Raw genomic sequence first — 19400 nt, 5'->3', positions numbered from 1 at the left:
AGAAGAAACCACCTTTTTATCAAAAGGTAATTTCTTCCTTTAAAACTATAATGCCCATATCGTTGAAATAATGATCATCCCTAAACCAATGCCAAAAGCAAAACTCATTGAATACTTTATAACATTTTCCTTCCACATTGAAAAGGAGATGTCATTTTGAATGTTTTCATTCACTTCTTTCATGAAATGGGGTTGACGGATAAATGTTTCCCGAATCTTAACAAACCCTTGAAAGAATAGGCTTAAAAAGCCACTTCTGATGACATATAGAATGGCTCCTATTAATAAAATAACGAGTCCACTAAGGAAAATCGCATTAATATGCAATGTGTTTGCTTTAGAAAGAATGGATGCTTTGGCCATGAGAAATGTAATAATCATTGAAAAGCCTAAGGATGACACAAATACTTTCACCAAATGGGCCTCCTACCTGCTAATTAATTTGATACTACTTTTGCATAGCGAAGATTAGGGATATTTAACACGTGAAAATGAACACCTTCAATGCCTTTCCTAACAAGCGAGTTTTGTGCTTGGAAGTAGATTGGAATGATCGGCATATCAGTCATTAACATTTCCTCAGCTTGATGCAGCATTTCAAACCGTTTTGCATCATCTTGTTCGACTAATGAATCTTGTAAAATTTTATCGAATTCCGGATTGCTATAGTTTGTAAAGTTGCTTGAACTTTTTGTGCTATATAAGTTTAATACTGGATATGGATCTAGGAAGTCTCCAATCCACCCCATACGTGCCATTTGGAAGTTCTTTTGCTTGAATGTATCAATATACGTTTTCCATTCTTGATTTTCAAGTTTTGCTTCTACGCCTAAATTTTGCTTAAACATTTCTTGTAATGCTTCAGCAATCTTTTTATGGTCACCTTCTGAATTATACTTTAACGTAACTTCAGGAAGCTCACTCCAGCCTTCTTCTTTCATTCCTTCTGCCAAAAGCTCTTTTGCTATATCAATATCGAATGAATAATACGGTGCAGCTTCATCTCTAAAATCCTTGCCTGACGGCGCATCTACACCATAAGCCACATATCCGTAAGCTGGTTTTTCTCCACCTCTAGTAATATTTTTTGTGATGGCTTCCCTATCAATCGCATAGGAAAAAGCTTGTCTGACTTTTGCGTTCGTAAACGGTTCTTCTTCAACATTAAATGAATAAGTATATACAGCATATGACGGTGAATTTACATATTCCTCGCTGTTCTTTTCTTGATCAACAGCTTCGGCAGGAATAGCTTTTACTAAGTCCAATTCACCTGATTTGAACATTTGATATTCAGTTTGAGCATCTGCAACCATTTTGAATTTGACAGATCCCATTGTAATCTTGTCTTTATTCCAAAAATGATCATTCTTTTCAATTGTCAACTCTTCATTATGCTTCCAGCTTGTAATAGTATACGCGCCGTTAGAAACAATCCCTTCTGCTTCTGCAGCCCAATCTTCGTTTCCGTCAACAACTTTTTGATTTACTGGTAAATAAGCACGTCCCATTAAAACTGTTGGGAAAAATTTAATTGGAGTTTTCAATTCAACTATTAAAGTGTGATCGTCTTGCGCTTTTACACCAACATCATCAGCTGAGCCTTTGCCAGTATTATATTCCTCGGCCCCTTTAATATAATATAAGCTTGATGGATCATAAGCAGCCGTTTCTGGATTTAATACACGCTTCCATGCATATTCAAAATCTCCCGCAGTAAGTGAATCACCATTGGACCATTTTGCATCATCACGAATAGTGAATGTATAGGTTTTTCCGTCTTCTGAAACCGTTACTTCACTTGCTGCACCTTCTGCCAATTTTCCTTTTTCATCATATTCATAAAGACCTTCATACAGATGGTCTATTACCCACCAAGAGGTAGCATCAGAAGCAAAAGCTGGATCTAATGTGTACGGTTCTCCACCTAGATTTGCTGTTAACGTTTGTTCAATTTCCTTTGCTGATCCTGTAGATCCAGTTGTTTCTGATCCTTTGCTTCCGCAACCTGCTAGGGCCGCTGTCACTAGCAAAATTAAAGTTAAAACACTGATTGATATTTTCCTCATATTTTTCTTCCCCCTGTTAGCTCATGCTGCTGAGTCTTTGAAACTATTGATACAGATGGCATGCTGCATAATGATCTTTCTTTACTTCCTTCCACTCAGGCTCAACTTTCGCACATACATCCATAGCAGCTGGACATCTTGTACGGAATGGGCACCCGGAAGGAGGATTTAACGGACTTGGCGGATCACCTCCTAATAAAATTCGCTCTTTACTCCCCCGCAATTTCGGTTCAGTAATTGGGATTGCAGAAAGCAATGCTTTCGTGTAGGGATGAAGCGGTTCCTGAAACAACGCATCACTATTCGCAAGTTCCATCATCTTTCCAAGGTACATCACACCTATCCGATCGCTAATATGTTTGACCATTGATAAATCATGTGCGATGAACAGATATGTTAACCCTTCATCCTTTTGTAAATCCTCAAGCAAATTGATAACTTGTGCCTGAATAGAAACATCAAGGGCAGAAATAGGTTCATCCGCTACAATGAATGAAGGTTCTACAGCAAGTGCACGCGCGATGCCAATACGCTGTCTTTGTCCACCACTGAACTCATGCGGAAAACGCTCTGCATGTTCAGCATTAAGGCCAACTTTTTCAAGAAGTCTAATAATCCGTTCTTTTCTTTCCTTGCCTTTTGCCAAGCCATATGCGTCCAGACCTTCTGCTATGATGTCTCCAACCTTCATTCTTGGGTTGAGGGATGCTTCGGGATCTTGAAAAATCATCTGGGTTTTTCGATTAAACTCCCTCTTCGCTTTTCGATCCAAATTGGAAATATCTTTGCCATCAAACATTACTTTTCCGTCCGTGGATTTATACAATCCAACGACAGTGCGGCCAAGAGTTGATTTTCCACTTCCACTTTCACCTACAAGTCCAAGTGTTTCGCCTTTTTTAATAGAAAAAGAGATTCCATCCACAGATTTTACAACTTTCCCAGAACCCGCTTTAAAATACTTTTTCAAATTATCGACTTTTAAAACATGTTCAGACAAGACTCACACCTCCCGCAGCTACTTGTAAATGAGTTTGCGCACGTGGATCATTCAACCAACACCTTGCTTGATGGCTATCAGAAAAGGTTTCGGCCTCTGGCATATGCTCCACACAAACTTCCATGGCATGAGGGCATCTTGCCGCAAAAGGGCACCCTTTAGGTGGAGAGAATAAATCCGGCGGTGTCCCTTCTATCGGGATAAGCCTTTCCTTTCCGATTGCATCAGGTTTCGGTACTGACCGCAGCAGCCCCCATGTGTACGGATGTTTCGGCTGTTCAAAAATTTCTGTTACTGTACCGGTTTCAATGACCATACCTGCATACATTACCGCCACTCGATCCGCCACTTCCGCTACAACACCTAAATCATGAGTAATCAACAAGATTGAAGAGTTCTTCTCAGTTTGAATTTTTCTTAAGAGATTAAGTATCTGAGCTTGAATCGTTACATCTAAGGCAGTTGTTGGTTCATCTGCAATTATGATTGCAGGATTACATGCCAAGGCAATTGCAATGACAACTCTCTGTCTCATTCCTCCACTAAATTCATGTGGATACTGGGAATAACGAGTTTCAGCGTCCGCAATTCCAACAGATTTCAGTAACTCAATTGTTTTAGCCTTTGCTTCTTTTTTTGTTGCTTTTTGTTTTTTTATAAACACTTCATCAATTTGATGACCAATTTTCATCGTTGGGTTTAAAGATGTCATAGGATCCTGAAAAACCATTCCTATTTCTTTCCCACGAAGCTGCCGTAATTGTTTCTTTGATAATGTGGTAATCTCTTTATCTTTAAAATTAATATTTCCCTTTTTAATTCGGCCGTGAGGTTTCGGAATCATGCCCATAATCGCCTGGGCTGTTACACTTTTTCCACTGCCGCTCTCTCCAACAATCGCGAGGGTCTCTCCTGCTTCCAAATGAAAGGAAACTCCTCTTACCGCCTGGATTTCCCCTTTATACATTTTAAAAGAAACGTGTAAATCATTTATTTCCAATAAACGTTCCATTCAAATTCCTCCTTAATCCTTTGAGCGCGGATCCAGCGCATCTTGTAATCCGTCACCAAAAGTATTAAAGGCAAACATCGTTAAAGAAATCATTATTGCTGGAAAAAATAAACGCCACCATTGCCCACTCAAAATGACACCAAGTGCGTCGTTCGCCATTGTTCCCCAACTTGCAGTAGGAGCTTGTACTCCTAAACCTAAAAAGCTTAAAAATGATTCAGCAAAAATGGCCTGCGGAATTGTAAAAGTCAAGTTCACGATGATAATACCAATCATATTTGGCAATAAGTGTTTCCTAATAATTTTATGATGAGGTGTTCCAAGCTTCTCAGCAGCCATCACATACTCCTGCTGTTTAAGCTGCAAAATTTGTCCTCTTACGATTCTAGCCATGCCAACCCAGCCCGTTATCGATAATGCTAATATCATTGTCATGACACCAGGACTCATGACGACCATAAGTAAAATAACGACTAATAAATACGGGATGCCGTATAAAATTTCAACTATACGCATTAAGAAACTGTCTATCCGGTCCCCTAGCTTACTTCTTCCTGCCATGTATCCAGATATGCCACCGACTAATACCCCGATAAATAAATCGATAAGAGCCGCAACAATCCCGATTAACAAAGAGATGCGCGCACCAGCCCATACCCGAGCCCATACATCCCTGCCAAGGTCATCTGTCCCAAACCAATGTTCAGCAGATGGCGCTAGATTGCCCTCTGTTAAAGACTGATGGCTTGGAGTAAACGGAACTAAGTACGGTCCTAATAAAGCAAGCGAAACAATTCCAAATAGGACAATTGCTCCTGTTAAAGCTAATTTGTTTTTGGCTAGTTTAATCATGACTTCATGCCAATATCCAATCATTGGACGGGATGTAGAATTTAACTCAAATTGTTTTCTATCGACCTTTTTAAATAACGAATCATGTATGTGTTCAGTCATATCAATTGCCTCCGCTCGTTATTTTAATTCTTGGATCAATGAGTCTGTAACAGAGGTCAATGATAAATAATGTTAGGATTAAGATCATGCTGTAAAAAATCGTAGTGCCGAGAATAACTGGATAATCACGATTAAAAATGCTATCAACAAAGTATTTTCCGATTCCAGGTATGGCGAAAATTTTCTCAACAACAAATGTGCCCGTAATGATCGAGGCAAATAATGGGCCAATAAAAGATAGAACAGGAATGAGTGCATTGCGGATTCCGTGTTTAATCATCACTGTTGAAGTGGACAACCCTTTTGCTTCAGCCATTTTTATATAGTTTTGATTTAATACCTCAAGCATACTTGTCCTTACAAACCGCGCAATAATCGCTAGCGGCCCAACAGAAAGAGCGATGGTCGGCAATACTGTGTGTTTCCACGTGCCCCATGACGCTACTGGAAACCATCTCCATTCAACTGCTAAATACTTTATTAATAATGGGGCAAGGATAAAGCTTGGAATCGATATTCCAATAATAGCCGCTAGCATAGATAGATTATCTAAAAGACGATTATGATATAGAGCGGCCACCACCCCTAGGACAATTCCAAAGAAAATAGCTACAATCAATGATTGAACACCTAGCAACGCGGATGGACCTAATCCTTCAGCGATTAAAGTGTTGACATCCCGCGTTTTCGATTGGATGGAAGGACCTAAGTCGAATTGAACAAGATTTTTTAAATAAAGAGCATATTGAACTGGAAGTGGTTCATCCAAATTATATTTAGCACGCATATTTTTTACGATTTCTTCCGGAAGTGCTTTTGCATCACTTGCAAATGGGTCCCCTGGAATGCTATGCATAACTACAAATGTTAAAGTAACGATAATCCAGAGTGTTACAATCATTGTGAAAATTCGCTTTAAAGTGTACATAATGCAACCTGCCTTTGTCTGTTAAATCACTGAGTCACATCTATAAATCTAAATTCAGCCTTTTCTTCCAATGAAGCGATGAAGATTTTCAGCAACTTTTTAGTTGCTTTTACATCATTTAAATCGATTACTTCAATTGGAGAATGTGCGTTCCTTGAAGGAATAGATAGTACGCCAGTGGGAATGCCATTATTAGCTAAATGCATCGCTCCTCCGTCTGTCCCAATACCTGGGAAAACCTCAAGCTGAAATGGAATTCCAAGCTCTCGCGCTATATCTATCAATCTTCTTTTTATCGCTGGATGAGAGATTAAACTGAAATCCATTACTTTAATGCCTGTTCCTTTTCCAATGGCAAGCACATCGTCTAGGACCGCCTCCTGAGTGTCACTTGCTGCAGTTGTATCGATTGCGATTGCCAAATCTGCCTTGACTGATTCTGCGACAATTCTAGCCCCCCGAAGTCCTATCTCTTCTTGTACAGTAAAGACGGCAATGATTTCTCCTCGAAAATCATTCATTTCCTCAAGCAATTTTATTAAAATGGCACAGCCCGCACGATCATCGAACCCTTTTCCTACTAGGCGGCCGGTTGTTTCATCACCTAGCCATTCAACATTGGAGAGCCATGTTACAGGATTACCGATGGTGATTCCAAGTGCTTCCGCTTCTTCCTTGGAATTGACACCTACATCTATGTAAGATTCCCGTATCTTTTTAAGTTTTTGTTCTTGCTCAAATTTTCGATAGTGTGCAGAGACACCACCGAAAATGCCTGTTAGTAAACCCCGATCTGTACGAATCTGTACTTTTTGGCCGGGTAAATTTCTTTCATCATGACCTCCTAAAGATTCTACTTTCAGCAAACCTTGTTCCGTTATATTCCTCACAATAAAGCCTACTTCGTCCATATGCGCGGTAATAATAACTTTTGGACCAGGATATGCGCCCTTTTTTCGTGCGATGATATTGCCATGTAGATCAACCTCAATTTCATCAACAAACCCCTTTATTTCTTTCGTTATATACTCAATAACCGGCTGTTCGAATCCAGACGGCCCGTGTAATTCTGCCAACTCTTTTATCAACTTCTTCAATTTATTCACCTCGTCAATTAATAAAAAAAAACCTTTAACTAAGATAAGTTAAAAGGTTTTATACTTAACTCATCTTATCTATCAGGAAAACCTGATGGAATTGGCACAGTGTTCATTATGAATCTGTTGCCGAGGCTTCGATGGGCCATGTCCCTCCACCTCTCTGGATAAGAATATATTCAATTGGAATAACTATACTAATATATTAAAAAATCTCATTCTAAAAATATTAAAATTTATATTCATAGAATTTTCGTGCCATCTAATTGGAATAATAAATTTATTAAATAATATTAAAGTAATAATAGACCCCTCAAATTACTTCGTCAATCGAAATAAAAGATGTCTTTTTTATCTGAATATTCCATAACTGCAACGTAAGCCCTTTCCATAATTTACGTTTGATCAACAATATAAGACATGTCTCCGCTTTCAGATCAAAACAAAACGGGATAAAAAAACTCGTCCATTAAATGAACGAGTTTTTCTTTAAACTATCTTATACCCACCAAGCAGCAGCAGGTTGTTCTTTAATTAAAACGGATTGTAAATTACTGACAGCGCGTTGGAATCCTTCTTCAATTGACATGATTGGATCTTCATGCTCAATGCTCACAACATAGTCATATCCATACGTGCGCAGAGCACTCATCATATCAGACCATTCTTTCATATCATGGCCACATCCGACAGAACGGAAGTTCCAAGCTCTTGTTCTAAGCTCCGTGTAAGGCTGCATATCTGTAAGTCCATACATATTTACATTTTCTTGATCGATGAATGTATCTTTTGCATGGAAATGGTGGATCGCATTTGCTTTACCAAGAATTTTGATTGCTCCCACTGGATCAATACCTTGCCACCACATATGGCTTGGGTCAAGGTTAGCTCCGATTGCATCATTTGTTAATTCTCTTAGTTTTAATAATGTGTAAGGTGTATGAACTAAGAAGCCACCATGAAGCTCAAGGCCGATTTTCACATTATGCTCTTCTGCCAGCTTGCCAACTTCTTTCCAGTAAGGAACAAGCTTCTCTTCCCATTGCCATTTAAGAACATCGCCATATTCATTTGGCCATGGCGCAACAGGCCAGTTTGGATATTTAGCACCTTCATGATCGCCAGGTGTACCAGAAAATGTATTAACTACAGGGACGTTCATTAATGAAGCTAGTTTAATTGTTTTAACGATTGTATCATGACATTCCCCGGCAAATTCTTTGTCTGGTGAAAGTGGGTTTCCGTGACAGCTGAATGCGCTGATTGTAAGACCTCTTGACTCAACTTGATGCAAATAATCTTTGCGCTTTTCTTCACTTTCAAGTAAAGCATCAAGATCGCAATGTGCATTTCCAGGGTAACCGCCTGTACCAATTTCTACTGCATTGAGTCCAGATGCTTGTACATGATCAAGCATCTCTTCGAAAGACTTGTCTGAAAATAAAACAGTAAAAACACCAAGTTTCATTGTTAAACACCGATCCCTTCTAAAAATAAAATTATGTAATAGCTGAGGTGTTTTAAACACCTCAACTCCATTCTAAACTATTTTTATTAAAATTGTACGATTTGTTTTGTTTCACTTGATTCAAGTGCAGCGAGGACAACCTTTAATGATTTCATTCCTTCTTCACCATTGATTGGCGGCTTAGTATTATTTACGATGCTATTTACAAAATTCTCAATTACCCTTGTACTATTTTGTCCGCCTTCGTCATTGGACTGGATTTTACCAAGTTCGTAATTCTTGGTCTCTCCATTACGATAGTGAACAATCAATGAGTATTCAGGGTCATCCTCAAGACGTAAAACACCTTTTTCTCCATAGATCACTGTCGAATTATCTTCCTTTTGATATGCCCAGCTTGCTGCCAATGTTCCTACAATACCACTTTCAGATTTCAACACGCATACGGCATTGTCATCCACTGTGCTATTTTCTTTTGCACCTGATTCAACGAACGCACCTACTTCAACAAAATCCTCACCAAGCAGGTAGCGCATCAAGTCTGTTTTATGTACGCCAAGGTCGCCCATCGCTCCAATGAAAGCCTCTTCTTTTCTAAAGAACCAGCTGCCTTTTCCATCGATGCTCCATCCTTCTGGTCCTGGATGTCCGAACGCAGTTCTGAAGCTGTAAATTTTCCCAACTTCTCCACTTTCAATCAATTCTCTTGCTTTCACATGAGAAGGTACGAAGCGTTGATTGTGGGCAATCATTAATTTCTTATTATTACTATTAGCTGCTTCAATCATAGCAAGCGCATCTTCCTCAGAAGTCGCCATTGGCTTTTCACAAAGTACATGTTTGCCAGCATTTAATGCATCTATTGAAATTGAAGCATGTAGGTAGTTAGGTGTACAAACAGAAACGATATCCAACTCAGCTTCAGAAAGCATTGTCTTGTAATCTGTATAAGCATTGGCCCCATATTGCTCTGCCATTTCTTTTGCACGGTCTTCTACGATATCGCATACTGCTACTATTTCTACTTGGTCGTTCGCCGCATATTCAGGTAAGTGACGATATCTCGCAATACTTCCGCAGCCAACAACCCCTACTTTAAGTTTACTCATATGTATCTTCTCCTTTATTAATATCACATATTATTCGATTGATTCTACCAAATAAATAGCTTTTCTTCAATACATTTGAAACCGCCACCAAATGCGCTATTCTTTCTTCTGATTTAAAAGCCAATTATAGAATTTAGGATTATTGTACGTTTCTGTCCATGAATCGTGATTTGCATCTGGGTAGACTGTTAATTTCACGTTACCCCCAACTTCACTGAGAGCCTCTACCATGCGTTCACTTTCTTCTACTGGAACCACATCATCCTTTGCTCCGTGAAAAGCCCAAACAGGAACATCCTTCAATTGTTCAATTTGCCTTGTGGAACCTCCGCCACAGATTGGTGCAGCCGCAGCAAATTTTTCAGGATTTCGCTTCGCCAAATCCCACGTACCATATCCTCCCATACTAAGACCTGTTACATAAACCCGTTTTTTATCTACACGGTATTGCTCAATGATCTCATCGACAAGTGCATTAAGATCATCCATGTAGAGATGCCAAGTGGAATATCTTTGTATATCAATTGGACATTGCGGCGAGACAAGAATAAATGGATAATCACGTTCCTCAACAAGCTTAGGCGGTCCATGTTGTTTTACAAGATTAAGATCATCACCGCGCTCTCCCATTCCATGCAAAAATAAAACAAGTGGGTAAGCAGCTGTTTGATTTTCTTCATAATCCTTCGGCAATGACAATAAATAGGACAACTCAACTTGCTTTGTAATGGTTAACTCTTTTTGAAGGCGATGTTCACTCATTTTTTACCAACCCCCGCAACATTTTCTTTCTATCAAAATGTAACCTCTGCCAAAACATTTATCAATGTTTATCTCTTTCTATAAAAAATATATTTTTAACGTTTCTAATTATCAATTTAACATAATCTCTAGATTTCATTGAAACGTTTCGATTCCTTATTGACTAATGTTTTTAATGAGTTTATAATCCAATTAACAATGCAATCGAAACGTTTCGATTGCCGGATTTAATTCAGTAAAATATCAATGATTCGAGGGAGTTAATCATGACTACTATTACAGATTCAACGATTAAGATGAATGCAGGGAGTATGCAATTTTCATTTTTAAATAGCGGAGATTTGCATGTTGCTACTTCCAATCATCTTATGATCAGTCAATGGATTGCAAATCCACTTGATGGTTCGTTAAATAATATATATTTACGTTTTCATGAAGATGAAAAAATTGAAGCTATTCCCCTGCTTGGCGTGCAATCTACTAGTACGTTCTCCTATTCTGATAACCAAGCTAGTTGGGAAGGTTCTTATAAACAAGTTAACTACAAAGTTACGTTTACATTAACAAATCAAAACATTTGGTTTTGGGACGTAGCAGTAGATGGTTCTGATGTAGAAGTGGATGTTATTTATGCACAGGACATCGGTCTTGCAGACCAAGGAGCGGTTCGTTCCAATGAATCGTATATGTCCCAATACGTTGATAATAAAGTGTTTAACGATGACAATAGAGGCTATATTGTTTGCTCCCGTCAAAACCAACCGCAATCTACAGGTTTCCCTTATTTGCAGCAAGGGGCATTATCCAAATTGGTTGGTTATTCGACCGATGGATTCCAGTTTTTCGGAAAGTCATATAAAGAGACAAACAAACCGGAAGCATTGTCGAAAGCAACACTCGCAAATGAAGTATATCAATATGAGTTTACGTATACTGCACTTCAATCAGAACGTGTTAAGCTTTCCGGTTCCGCGCAGTTCGTATTTTATGGTCTTTTTAAAGAAAATCATGCAGAAGCCATTGCCTCTTTAGAGTTTGAAAATGAAATAATGGATGCATGGGAACAAACTAAGCAAAAAGAAATCGCTGATTTTACTTCTGCTGAGAAAGTATCTATCTCTCCTTCTATTGGTGAAGCATTCCAAACTCAAACAATGACAATGGAAGAAATCAACAGTCTCTTCCCAAATCGTCACCAAGAGGAATGGGACGGAGAAACACTTCTTTCTTTCTTTACGGATACACATGAACACATTGTCCTGAAGGAAAAAGAACTACTAGTTGAACGCCCACACGGACATATTTTGATGAGTGGAAACAATGTAGAGGATATCGAAGATGTCATTACAACGACATCCTATATGTATGGAATTTTTAACTGTCAGCTTGTAATTGGCAATACTTCTTTTAACAAATTCAATACGAATGCTAGAAATGCCCTAAACGTAATGAAAACTTCGGGTCAACGCATTTATGTAAAAATGAACGACAGTTATCAACTGTTAACGATGCCTTCTCTATTTGAATTAGGCTTTAACTATGCGCGCTGGTATTATAAAACGGCTACCGACACGATCATCATTACTAACTTTACGACGGTTAACTCAACCGAAGTACATTTGCAAGTCCGTACATTAAGTGGAAATGCTTATCCTTATCTTGTTACAAATCAAGTTATTATGGATGCCAATGAGTATCAATCACCATTTGTTATGGAGAGAACAAATGACATTCTAACTTTTAAAGCAGGTCAAGGTGCTTTTAATAAAAATAATTATCCTGACTTAACATATCGTTTACGAGTAACAGGAGCAGAATTCACCGTTGCTGATGAACAATTATTGGCTGAAAATGTGGCAGCCAACTGTGCATCACTTGTTGTTTTTGAAGTTAATGAAACAGCTGATTGGTCCATGACAGTTCAAGGTCTTTTACATGGTAAAGCTGTGCCTTTTGCTGAATGTGACGCTGTAAATGAAATTGAACAATACCGTGAATTTTTCAAGAAAACGATGAATGGATTTAAATTATCCCTTCAGGGCTCAACACCAGATTCCATTGAAAAATTCAACACGCTTGCTTGGTGGTATACGCATAATATGCTTGTTCACTATTCTGTTCCACACGGGCTAGAGCAATATGGCGGAGCGGCTTGGGGAACTCGTGATGTGTGCCAAGGGCCAGTTGAATATTTTATGGCAACACAAAAATATGATGTAGTGAAAAATATTGTAAAAACAGTATTCTCTCATCAGTTCGAAGATGATGGAAACTGGCCGCAATGGTTTATGTTTGATCGTTATTTAAACATTCAAGCTGGAGAAAGCCACGGAGATATCATTGTTTGGCCATTGAAAGTATTGAGCGACTATCTAAATGTGACGCAGGATTTTGGAATTTTAGAGGAAGAAGTTCCATATATGAATCGAGGCAGCTTCCAGTTCACGGAAGAAACTGCTACAATCTTCGATCATGCTAAAAAAGAAATCGATTATATTAAAAATCATTTCTTGCATGACACATACCTATCTTCTTACGGAGATGGGGATTGGGATGATACATTGCAACCGGCAAACGCTCAACTGAAGCAATATATGGCAAGCAGCTGGACAGTCGCGTTGACTTATCAATCTATTAAACAGCTTGCAAAAGCACTTGAAAAAGTTAATCCAGTAGAATCGAAAGAATTATACGAACTAGCAACTGGTATTAACGCTGACTTCCACAAGTATATGTCACCATCCAATATCATTCCTGGATTCTTATACATGGAAAAAGCAGGCCAGCCAGAAAAAATGCTTCACCCAGAGGATACGAAAACGGGTATCCAATACCGTCTATTACCAATGACACGCAGCATGATCAGTGAGCTTTTAACTCCGGAACAAGCTGAAGCACATTATGAACTTATTCAAGAAACATTCTTCTGTCCAGATGGGGTTCGGTTGATGAATCGCCCAGCAAACTATGAAGGTGGAGTAAGTACTAATTTCAAACGTGCTGAACAAGCTTCAAACTTTGGCCGTGAAGTTGGATTACAATATGTTCATGCTCACATTCGCTATATTGAAGCAATGGCGAAACTCGGAAAAGCGCAAGATGCATGGAGAGGGCTTGAAATCATCAATCCAGTTAGCATTCAGCAAGCTGTTCCAAATGCTGAAATTCGCCAAAGTAATTCATATTTCAGCAGTTCTGACGGGAAGTTTAACACACGCTACGAAGCACAAGAAAGATTTAATGAATTAAGAACTGGTTCTGTTGCTGTTAAAGGCGGCTGGCGCATTTATTCGAGCGGCCCGGGAATTTACATGAATCAATTGATTTCAAATGTTCTTGGGATTCGTATCGAAGCGGGAGACTTAATTATCGATCCAGTACTACCTGATACACTAAATGGTCTTCACTTTGATTTTGAAATTGACGGTAAGCCAGTTACCTTTGTATACGAATTGACAGGCGCTGCTGAACGCTCAATTAAAATAAACAGTGAAACGGTAGATATAGACCGTATTGATAATCCATATCGCAAAGGCGGAGTCCGTATAGCTGTAGAAGATTGGACTCAGCGATTGAACGACAGACAAAATACAATAGAAATATCCATTTGATAGCAAAAGCGGCGGCACATTTGACCGCTGCTTTTATTTTTTGTGATTGTCAAAATCAAAAACTATCGATACATTAGAAGTAACTGGATTTGTAAGAATGGAGAGAGCGCCATGGTCAGCATAAAAGATATAGCAAAAAAAGCAGGTGTTTCCATTTCAACTGTCTCCTATGCTTTGAATGGCAGCCCGAAGGTGACGGAAGAAACAAGTGCCAAGATACTTGCTATTGCAAAAGAACTGAATTACATACCGAACGCAGCAGCAAGAACATTAAAAAAGCGCAATACGAAGATTATTGGGGCCTTTTTAACGGATTACAGCGGTCCTTTTTTTGGGCAGCTTTTACATGGAATGCGGGAGACCTTGAATCTTAAAGACTACGATTTGATTGTGTGTACCGGAAAAGAGTCTCACCGTTTTTTGCCAGAAGGAATTATCGACGGTGCCATTGTACTAGATGCAACATTTCCTGATGAAGAACTTATAACCTATGCAGAGCGCGGACACAAGCTTGTTGTTCTAGATCGGGAAATTGAGCACCCTAATATTGAGCGGGTGTTGCTTGATAATAAAATGGGTTCCGAGCTCGCTGTGAATTTCCTGATTGAGAACGGACACGATCAAATTGTATTCATATCCGGCTCTCCAGGTTCCTATGATTCTGAACAAAGATTGCACTTTGTTCAAGAACTAATGGAAAATCACCCTTCTGTTTCTTATCAAATCATAATGGGCGACTTTGACAAGCCATCGGGAGAACGTGCAGCCCAACAAATCATAGAGAACTATACAGATCCTGTTGCCGTCTTCTGTTTTAACGACGAAATGGCAATCGGAATGTATAATTATTTGTCCAGCACTGATTACATTGTTGGCGAACATATCCATATTATTGGTTTTGATGATATTGAAGTATCACAATATGTTCATCCTAGACTATCGACTATCCATTATTCAAAAAAAGACTGGGGTTCTAAAGCTGCAGAGCAATTGATTCAGTTAATTAAAAATGAGAAAACTAAACCGCAGGAGATTACTGTTGAATTGATTAAGGGCGGTTCTGTGGGGAAGTTGAAATGATCAGGAAAGGTGTCCATATAAATTTTCGGACACCTTTTTAGCAAGTATTTTATTTAAGATTATAGATAATCTCGGTCTCAAGCTTCGATTCATCCTCATTCCAATGGCCGTAAATCTCCATTGTCGGAAATTGATGATGTTCTCCCGAAGTCTCTATTGCCGATTGAATTTCCTTATAAGATTTATCCAATTCGCTATATGGTCCGATGTGTTTGCAATAAGCATATTTGTTAAAGTGAATAGTCCTCTTTTCTAATGATGGATCTTCTTCAGATGGAAAATTCAACTCAATCCCAGCAAATACCATATGGTCATCATCATAAACAACATGATTAATGCCTTTATGAGAAAGCTTTTTATTCCTTACCTCCTCCCAAACCTGATCCAATAATTCAAACATTGTTTCACTGTAAGCTTTGTTTTGAGCATGATGTTTGGAAAATCCGAACAACGTAAAGGTTTTTTCTTGATTAATAATAACTGCTTCCATAATTAGCACTCCTTAGTGTATTTAACAACTGTAGTCGTTAGACATTGCCTAAACTCTATATTATGAAAAAGTTAATATACATTTTCATCTACCCTTTGATATTAAACTAGTCACCAAATTCCTTAACGTCCCTTGATCAATAAATGGGGCAAGACTTGCCAGAATGTCTGGGTTAAGATTCACCAATTCTGCTTCATTGATTAACTTCTCGATATTTTCTTTACCAAGAAAAGGAGCAAGACTTACAATCCGACTTGCATCTAGCTTACCCTCTACTACTTGGTTGACTAGACGGCCTAATGTTTCTTTACTAATGAACGGGGCGAGTGACTGGACAATATTCCAATTAAAACTCCCCTCTTCAGCATGGCGGACTAACTTATCCAGTTGCTCCCTTCCGAGAAATGGCGCGAGTCTGGCCAGTTCTTGAACATCAATGATCCCATCAATTGATTTATCAACTAATTGATTCAATGTATCTTGACTTAGAAAAGGGGCTATTTTCGTCACGATATCCCATGGCACTTCTCCTTCGATGGCATGATTGACTAGGTCATCCAACGTTTCCGAGTCAAGAAAAGGAGCGAGCCTAGCAATGATATCCATATTAAAACGTTCTACATCTAGATGTTCGGTAATTTTTTTTAGCTTGCTTGTTTTTACAATAGGAGCAACCTCAACGAGTTCTTCTACATCCACTTCGCCAGTATTGATCAATTCTGCCACCTCGTCTGTCCGATCCTCTGAGACCTTTTCAACGATTTTACCGATATGTTGAAACTTTTGATGATTGATTGCAGCGCCGCCATTCATGATGTCGTCAACCGTTTGACCAAATAGTTGCGCCAACACAGGAAGCGTTCCGATATCCGGAAGCGACTCTCCCCGCTCCCATTTAGAAACAGCTTGGTGGCTGACATTTAGCTGATCAGCCAGCTCCATTTGTGTCATGTCTTGTTCCTTTCGAAGCTTGGAAATGTATGCACCAATTTTTCTCGTATCAAGCATATGAACTCCTCCATTTGGATATAAGTACAGCGCGCACTGTCAATATTTATCGTAACATGCCTACTCCTATCCACCTATCAACTATTGGTTGAACATATGTATTCAACTATCAGTTGAATCTTTCTTCCCTAGCGAAAAACCGTCAAATAATCTTCCCCCATACGGTTCTAACACTTTATCTACTAATATAATGATTTTACCTTTTTCGCCTAATCTATAAAACTCATCGAAGGCAACCACAAACTCATCGGTAAACGTTGCGTCGTATTTTTTTAAAGCACGCATGACCCATTTGGATGAGCCAATCCATCGTCCATTTATCCGCAAGACAAATTCATGAACAAGATCAGCCAATGCATTCGCGATAAATATATCTTCATCCCGATTTTTACTTCCGATAAAATCATCCAACGTATCTGTAATGAAGTATCGTTTCATGGTTACAGTTTCTTCCGACCATTTTTCCGGACCTCTATTTAGTAATTCATTCGCCTCTCCTTTAATGGTTTGAATAATCCCTTCATCTTTTATGACTATCCCTTCGGAAACCATTTTCGGCAATGACGGTCTAGCTCTTTCATAATCCTGCTGAAAAAAATACTTGTAAGAGCTTAAATTATGTACGAAAGTTTCGATTGGCCAGCCCAGCGCAACTAATGATTCTCTAAATGCTGTTTCCAAGGCTTTATCAAAAATAACAATATCGAGATCGGATGTTTCCGTTGCTTCTCCTCTTACAATACTCCCCGCCAATAATGCACCTTGGCAATTTGGAAATCTTTCTTCAATAAATTGTGTAGCTGCTTGAATTGGATTTAATCTGTCCAGTTGTCTTACCTCCATATTTGTTTCACATCTACAAGTTGTGTTTTTTCAAAAGTTAATTTATAAATATCAGGCATAGCGAGCTTTTCCCAAAAGGTAAAATTAAATTTCGGATCAAAATAATTCATAATAAGGACCATAATATTTCCGTGGGTTCCGATGGCAACATTATTTCCTTCAAAATCGTGAAGAATCTTCCGTGTTATCTCTACTCCTCTTTGTTGGGATGAGATGTTAGATTCCCCACCCTCCCATGAGAATTCAGGGTTTTCCCACACTTTTACAATGGCTTCATTAAAATCTTCAACTGGAACCCCAGCAAGCTTTCTTTCCTTAAAACCCTCTTCTATACGAATCTCTTTATCAATCCATTTTGATATTCCTTCAACAGTTTGAATTGCACGTTTATATGGACTTGATATGACACGCTCAATCTTTTCAAGCTTCAGTAAGTCTGTTACTAGCTGGGCATCCTTCAACCCCCGTACTGACAACGGTCTACCCCGTTCATCCGATGTGTATGTTGAATGAGCATGTCTTACAAAATATAAGTTTGTTTTCAATTCCCTATACTCCTATACTCTTTTATCTATATAATTCTCCAAAACTGTATATTATCCTTTATACAAAAAAGCATCCTTTTTTTAGGATGCCAAGTCAATTAAGAACCTAAATTTTTCAACACATTATATCCAAAACAAAAGATTCCAATAACTGTCGCGACTCCACCTATCGTGGCAATTAGGAAAAAGATTGGGCTTACTTCCAATATTGCCAATGCAATACTGATCATCATGACCGGTAAACCGATATTGTGTAGCCAAAAGTGCACCTTAGCGGAGGATGCCTCAGCAAGTTTTGGGAATAAAGTATATAAAATACCAGCAACAGCAAGGGACATCCAGCCAAGTAAATTAATGTGCACATGAACCGTAGCCAGTTTAAAAACATGGGTGAAGGACATGTACAGTCCAAATGAAACTCCGATCAAAAAGTAAACAACAGCAATTTTAATTAACTTGATCCCCATGAAAAACCCCCTCACATAATGTAATCAATACATTATATGAGGGGATTATGGGAAGAATTCTTTTACCTGGAAATATTCATAGGTCTTTTTATCAAGCTGAATAGGAAATGGTATGTAAATCATTTAATAATAGCTGCTTATTTCCAGTATCAGTGATTATCTCAACATATTCATAAGCAATTTTAATCATTTTTTGACACATATTATATTGTTTTAATACTGAATATGCCCTTGCTGCGGCTTCATATCCATATCCAATTTGAACTACTCGCCACTAAAGGAACGAGATTCTGTGAGTTTCAATCGGCAATACTCATGCTAATTTAATTCTCACCGGGACTGCCAAAAGCCCCCTAGCCACCTTGCCTGCAAGCGCAGATGTATGGGTACATTTCCGTAAAATATTGGCCGCTCCATTCAAATCTGCATTTACCAAGATGGAGCGGGACGTACGATACAATCCACGAAAGACTCGCTTTCCCGAAAAAATTTGGTTCCTATTTACTTTTTTATCATATTCGGGGATGTGATCCTCATCGAGAAAACTGGATTGTGATGTATAGCTTTCCTCCTGTCGGAAGAATTCAATTCCATACCGATCGCACATGCTCTCGAGTTTAGATATCAGTAAACTGTGAGGGATCTGAACAAATCTTTGGTTGGATTTCCTTCCCATGTCACATCTGTCTTTCCACCTTTTGTTGTGTCCAACGACTATTTTACCGATTCCATGATCAAGGCAATGCTTGACAATGTAGTGGGTTGTCTTATTTAGATAATCGCGTAAAATATGGTTTCGTCTTCGCAATAGGCAAACTTGGCGTTTGGTCAGGTGTGTGACATTTTGCCGATCTTTAATGGACTGAAGGCGTGCATTTTCCTTGTTATACCACTGGTTAACAGCTTTGATTCTCTTTCCATCAATGATAAAGGAATGACCAATCGTATCAATACAGG

18 protein-coding genes and 1 riboswitch are annotated in these 19400 nt (G+C 38.7%); of the genes, 2 read left to right on the top strand and 16 right to left on the bottom strand.

All coding sequences use genetic code 11. From position 1 onward, the window contains the following. Positions 1 to 45 precede the first annotated feature (45 nt). From NQ185_RS05765 to NQ185_RS05720, 10 genes are all read right to left on the bottom strand, one after another. The gene (locus tag NQ185_RS05765) at positions 46 to 414 is read right to left on the bottom strand and encodes a DUF3899 domain-containing protein (RefSeq protein WP_257580641.1); all 369 of its coding nucleotides are present in this window, start codon (positions 412 to 414) and stop codon (positions 46 to 48) included. Between the two features lie 23 nt (positions 415 to 437). After that, the gene (locus NQ185_RS05760; RefSeq protein WP_257580640.1) at positions 438 to 2069 is read right to left on the bottom strand and encodes a peptide ABC transporter substrate-binding protein; all 1632 of its coding nucleotides are present in this window, start codon (positions 2067 to 2069) and stop codon (positions 438 to 440) included. Positions 2070 to 2112: 43 nt separating this feature from the next. Continuing rightward, positions 2113 to 3069, bottom strand: coding sequence for an ABC transporter ATP-binding protein (locus tag NQ185_RS05755; protein ID WP_257580639.1), 957 nt, complete (start codon positions 3067 to 3069; stop codon positions 2113 to 2115). Beyond that, positions 3062 to 4081, bottom strand: coding sequence for an ABC transporter ATP-binding protein (locus tag NQ185_RS05750; protein WP_257580638.1), 1020 nt, complete (start codon positions 4079 to 4081; stop codon positions 3062 to 3064). The genes NQ185_RS05755 and NQ185_RS05750 overlap by 8 nt, the downstream gene beginning before the upstream one ends. Before the next feature lie 12 nt (positions 4082 to 4093). Next, positions 4094 to 5035: an ABC transporter permease gene (locus NQ185_RS05745; protein ID WP_257580637.1), complete on the bottom strand. Its 942-nt coding sequence runs from the start codon at positions 5033 to 5035 to the stop codon at positions 4094 to 4096. A gap of 1 nt (position 5036) precedes the next feature. Further along, on the bottom strand, positions 5037 to 5963 hold the full coding sequence (locus tag NQ185_RS05740; protein WP_257580636.1) for an ABC transporter permease: 927 nt from the start codon (positions 5961 to 5963) through the stop codon (positions 5037 to 5039). Between the two features lie 26 nt (positions 5964 to 5989). Then, positions 5990 to 7060: a M42 family metallopeptidase gene (locus tag NQ185_RS05735; RefSeq protein ID WP_257580635.1), complete on the bottom strand. Its 1071-nt coding sequence runs from the start codon at positions 7058 to 7060 to the stop codon at positions 5990 to 5992. A 71-nt stretch (positions 7061 to 7131) separates the two neighbouring features. Continuing rightward, positions 7132 to 7234: riboswitch (SAM riboswitch) on the bottom strand. Between the two features lie 325 nt (positions 7235 to 7559). Continuing rightward, positions 7560 to 8528: a sugar phosphate isomerase/epimerase family protein gene (locus tag NQ185_RS05730; RefSeq protein ID WP_257580634.1), complete on the bottom strand. Its 969-nt coding sequence runs from the start codon at positions 8526 to 8528 to the stop codon at positions 7560 to 7562. Between the two features lie 86 nt (positions 8529 to 8614). Next, positions 8615 to 9637 carry a Gfo/Idh/MocA family protein gene (locus tag NQ185_RS05725; RefSeq protein WP_257580633.1) on the bottom strand — a complete coding sequence of 341 codons (1023 nt, stop codon included), beginning with the start codon at positions 9635 to 9637 and terminating at the stop codon, positions 8615 to 8617. A 96-nt stretch (positions 9638 to 9733) separates the two neighbouring features. After that, positions 9734 to 10399 (bottom strand): carboxylesterase family protein, encoded by a 666-nt coding sequence (locus NQ185_RS05720; protein WP_257580632.1) that lies wholly within the window; start codon positions 10397 to 10399, stop codon positions 9734 to 9736. Between the two features lie 266 nt (positions 10400 to 10665). Here NQ185_RS05720 and NQ185_RS05715 point away from each other — a divergent pair, with 266 nt between their 5' ends. Next, positions 10666 to 14010 (top strand): GH36-type glycosyl hydrolase domain-containing protein, encoded by a 3345-nt coding sequence (locus NQ185_RS05715; RefSeq protein ID WP_257580631.1) that lies wholly within the window; start codon positions 10666 to 10668, stop codon positions 14008 to 14010. Between the two features lie 111 nt (positions 14011 to 14121). Then, entirely contained in the window at positions 14122 to 15090 is a 969-nt protein-coding gene (locus tag NQ185_RS05710) for a LacI family DNA-binding transcriptional regulator (RefSeq protein WP_257580630.1), read from the top strand. Positions 15091 to 15139: 49 nt separating this feature from the next. On the opposite strand, the gene NQ185_RS05705 is transcribed toward NQ185_RS05710, so the two are convergent. From NQ185_RS05705 to NQ185_RS05680, 6 genes are all read right to left on the bottom strand, one after another. After that, complete coding sequence (locus NQ185_RS05705) at positions 15140 to 15580, bottom strand: GyrI-like domain-containing protein (RefSeq protein WP_257580629.1); 441 nt, start codon at positions 15578 to 15580, stop codon at positions 15140 to 15142. An 84-nt stretch (positions 15581 to 15664) separates the two neighbouring features. Next, positions 15665 to 16588, bottom strand: coding sequence for a helix-turn-helix domain-containing protein (locus NQ185_RS05700; protein ID WP_257580628.1), 924 nt, complete (start codon positions 16586 to 16588; stop codon positions 15665 to 15667). A 102-nt stretch (positions 16589 to 16690) separates the two neighbouring features. After that, positions 16691 to 17431 carry a nucleotidyltransferase domain-containing protein gene (locus NQ185_RS05695; protein WP_257580627.1) on the bottom strand — a complete coding sequence of 247 codons (741 nt, stop codon included), beginning with the start codon at positions 17429 to 17431 and terminating at the stop codon, positions 16691 to 16693. After that, on the bottom strand, positions 17422 to 17976 hold the full coding sequence (locus NQ185_RS05690; protein ID WP_257580626.1) for a histidine phosphatase family protein: 555 nt from the start codon (positions 17974 to 17976) through the stop codon (positions 17422 to 17424). Before NQ185_RS05690 ends, NQ185_RS05695 begins: the two co-directional genes overlap by 10 nt. Before the next feature lie 98 nt (positions 17977 to 18074). Beyond that, positions 18075 to 18443: a cytochrome-c oxidase gene (locus NQ185_RS05685; RefSeq protein WP_257580625.1), complete on the bottom strand. Its 369-nt coding sequence runs from the start codon at positions 18441 to 18443 to the stop codon at positions 18075 to 18077. 313 nt (positions 18444 to 18756) lie between these two features. Beyond that, positions 18757 to 19400 (bottom strand): IS200/IS605 family accessory protein TnpB-related protein (locus NQ185_RS05680; protein ID WP_257580624.1); only part of this gene is annotated, 644 nt, incomplete at its 5' end.

Origin of the sequence: Lederbergia panacisoli (assembly GCF_024626525.1) — a bacterium.
GTDB classification, from domain to species: domain Bacteria; phylum Bacillota; class Bacilli; order Bacillales; family Bacillaceae_C; genus Lederbergia; species Lederbergia panacisoli.
This window is presented reverse-complemented; position numbering and strand designations above follow the sequence as displayed.

Excerpts from the sequence above, each read along its gene's own strand:
- NQ185_RS05760 (WP_257580640.1), bottom strand. The coding sequence starts at position 2,069 with ATGAGGAAAATATCAATCAGTGTTTTAACTTTAATTTTGCTAGTGACA.
- NQ185_RS05750 (WP_257580638.1), bottom strand. The coding sequence starts at position 4,081 with ATGGAACGTTTATTGGAAATAAATGATTTACACGTTTCTTTTAAAATG.
- NQ185_RS05745 (WP_257580637.1), bottom strand. The coding sequence starts at position 5,035 with ATGACTGAACACATACATGATTCGTTATTTAAAAAGGTCGATAGAAAA.
- NQ185_RS05740 (WP_257580636.1), bottom strand. The coding sequence starts at position 5,963 with ATGTACACTTTAAAGCGAATTTTCACAATGATTGTAACACTCTGGATT.
- NQ185_RS05730 (WP_257580634.1), bottom strand. The coding sequence starts at position 8,528 with ATGAAACTTGGTGTTTTTACTGTTTTATTTTCAGACAAGTCTTTCGAA.
- NQ185_RS05725 (WP_257580633.1), bottom strand. The coding sequence starts at position 9,637 with ATGAGTAAACTTAAAGTAGGGGTTGTTGGCTGCGGAAGTATTGCGAGA.
- NQ185_RS05720 (WP_257580632.1), bottom strand. The coding sequence starts at position 10,399 with ATGAGTGAACATCGCCTTCAAAAAGAGTTAACCATTACAAAGCAAGTT.
- NQ185_RS05715 (WP_257580631.1), top strand. The coding sequence starts at position 10,666 with ATGACTACTATTACAGATTCAACGATTAAGATGAATGCAGGGAGTATG.
- NQ185_RS05710 (WP_257580630.1), top strand. The coding sequence starts at position 14,122 with ATGGTCAGCATAAAAGATATAGCAAAAAAAGCAGGTGTTTCCATTTCA.
- NQ185_RS05705 (WP_257580629.1), bottom strand. The coding sequence starts at position 15,580 with ATGGAAGCAGTTATTATTAATCAAGAAAAAACCTTTACGTTGTTCGGA.
- NQ185_RS05700 (WP_257580628.1), bottom strand. The coding sequence starts at position 16,588 with ATGCTTGATACGAGAAAAATTGGTGCATACATTTCCAAGCTTCGAAAG.
- NQ185_RS05695 (WP_257580627.1), bottom strand. The coding sequence starts at position 17,431 with ATGGAGGTAAGACAACTGGACAGATTAAATCCAATTCAAGCAGCTACA.
- NQ185_RS05685 (WP_257580625.1), bottom strand. The coding sequence starts at position 18,443 with ATGGGGATCAAGTTAATTAAAATTGCTGTTGTTTACTTTTTGATCGGA.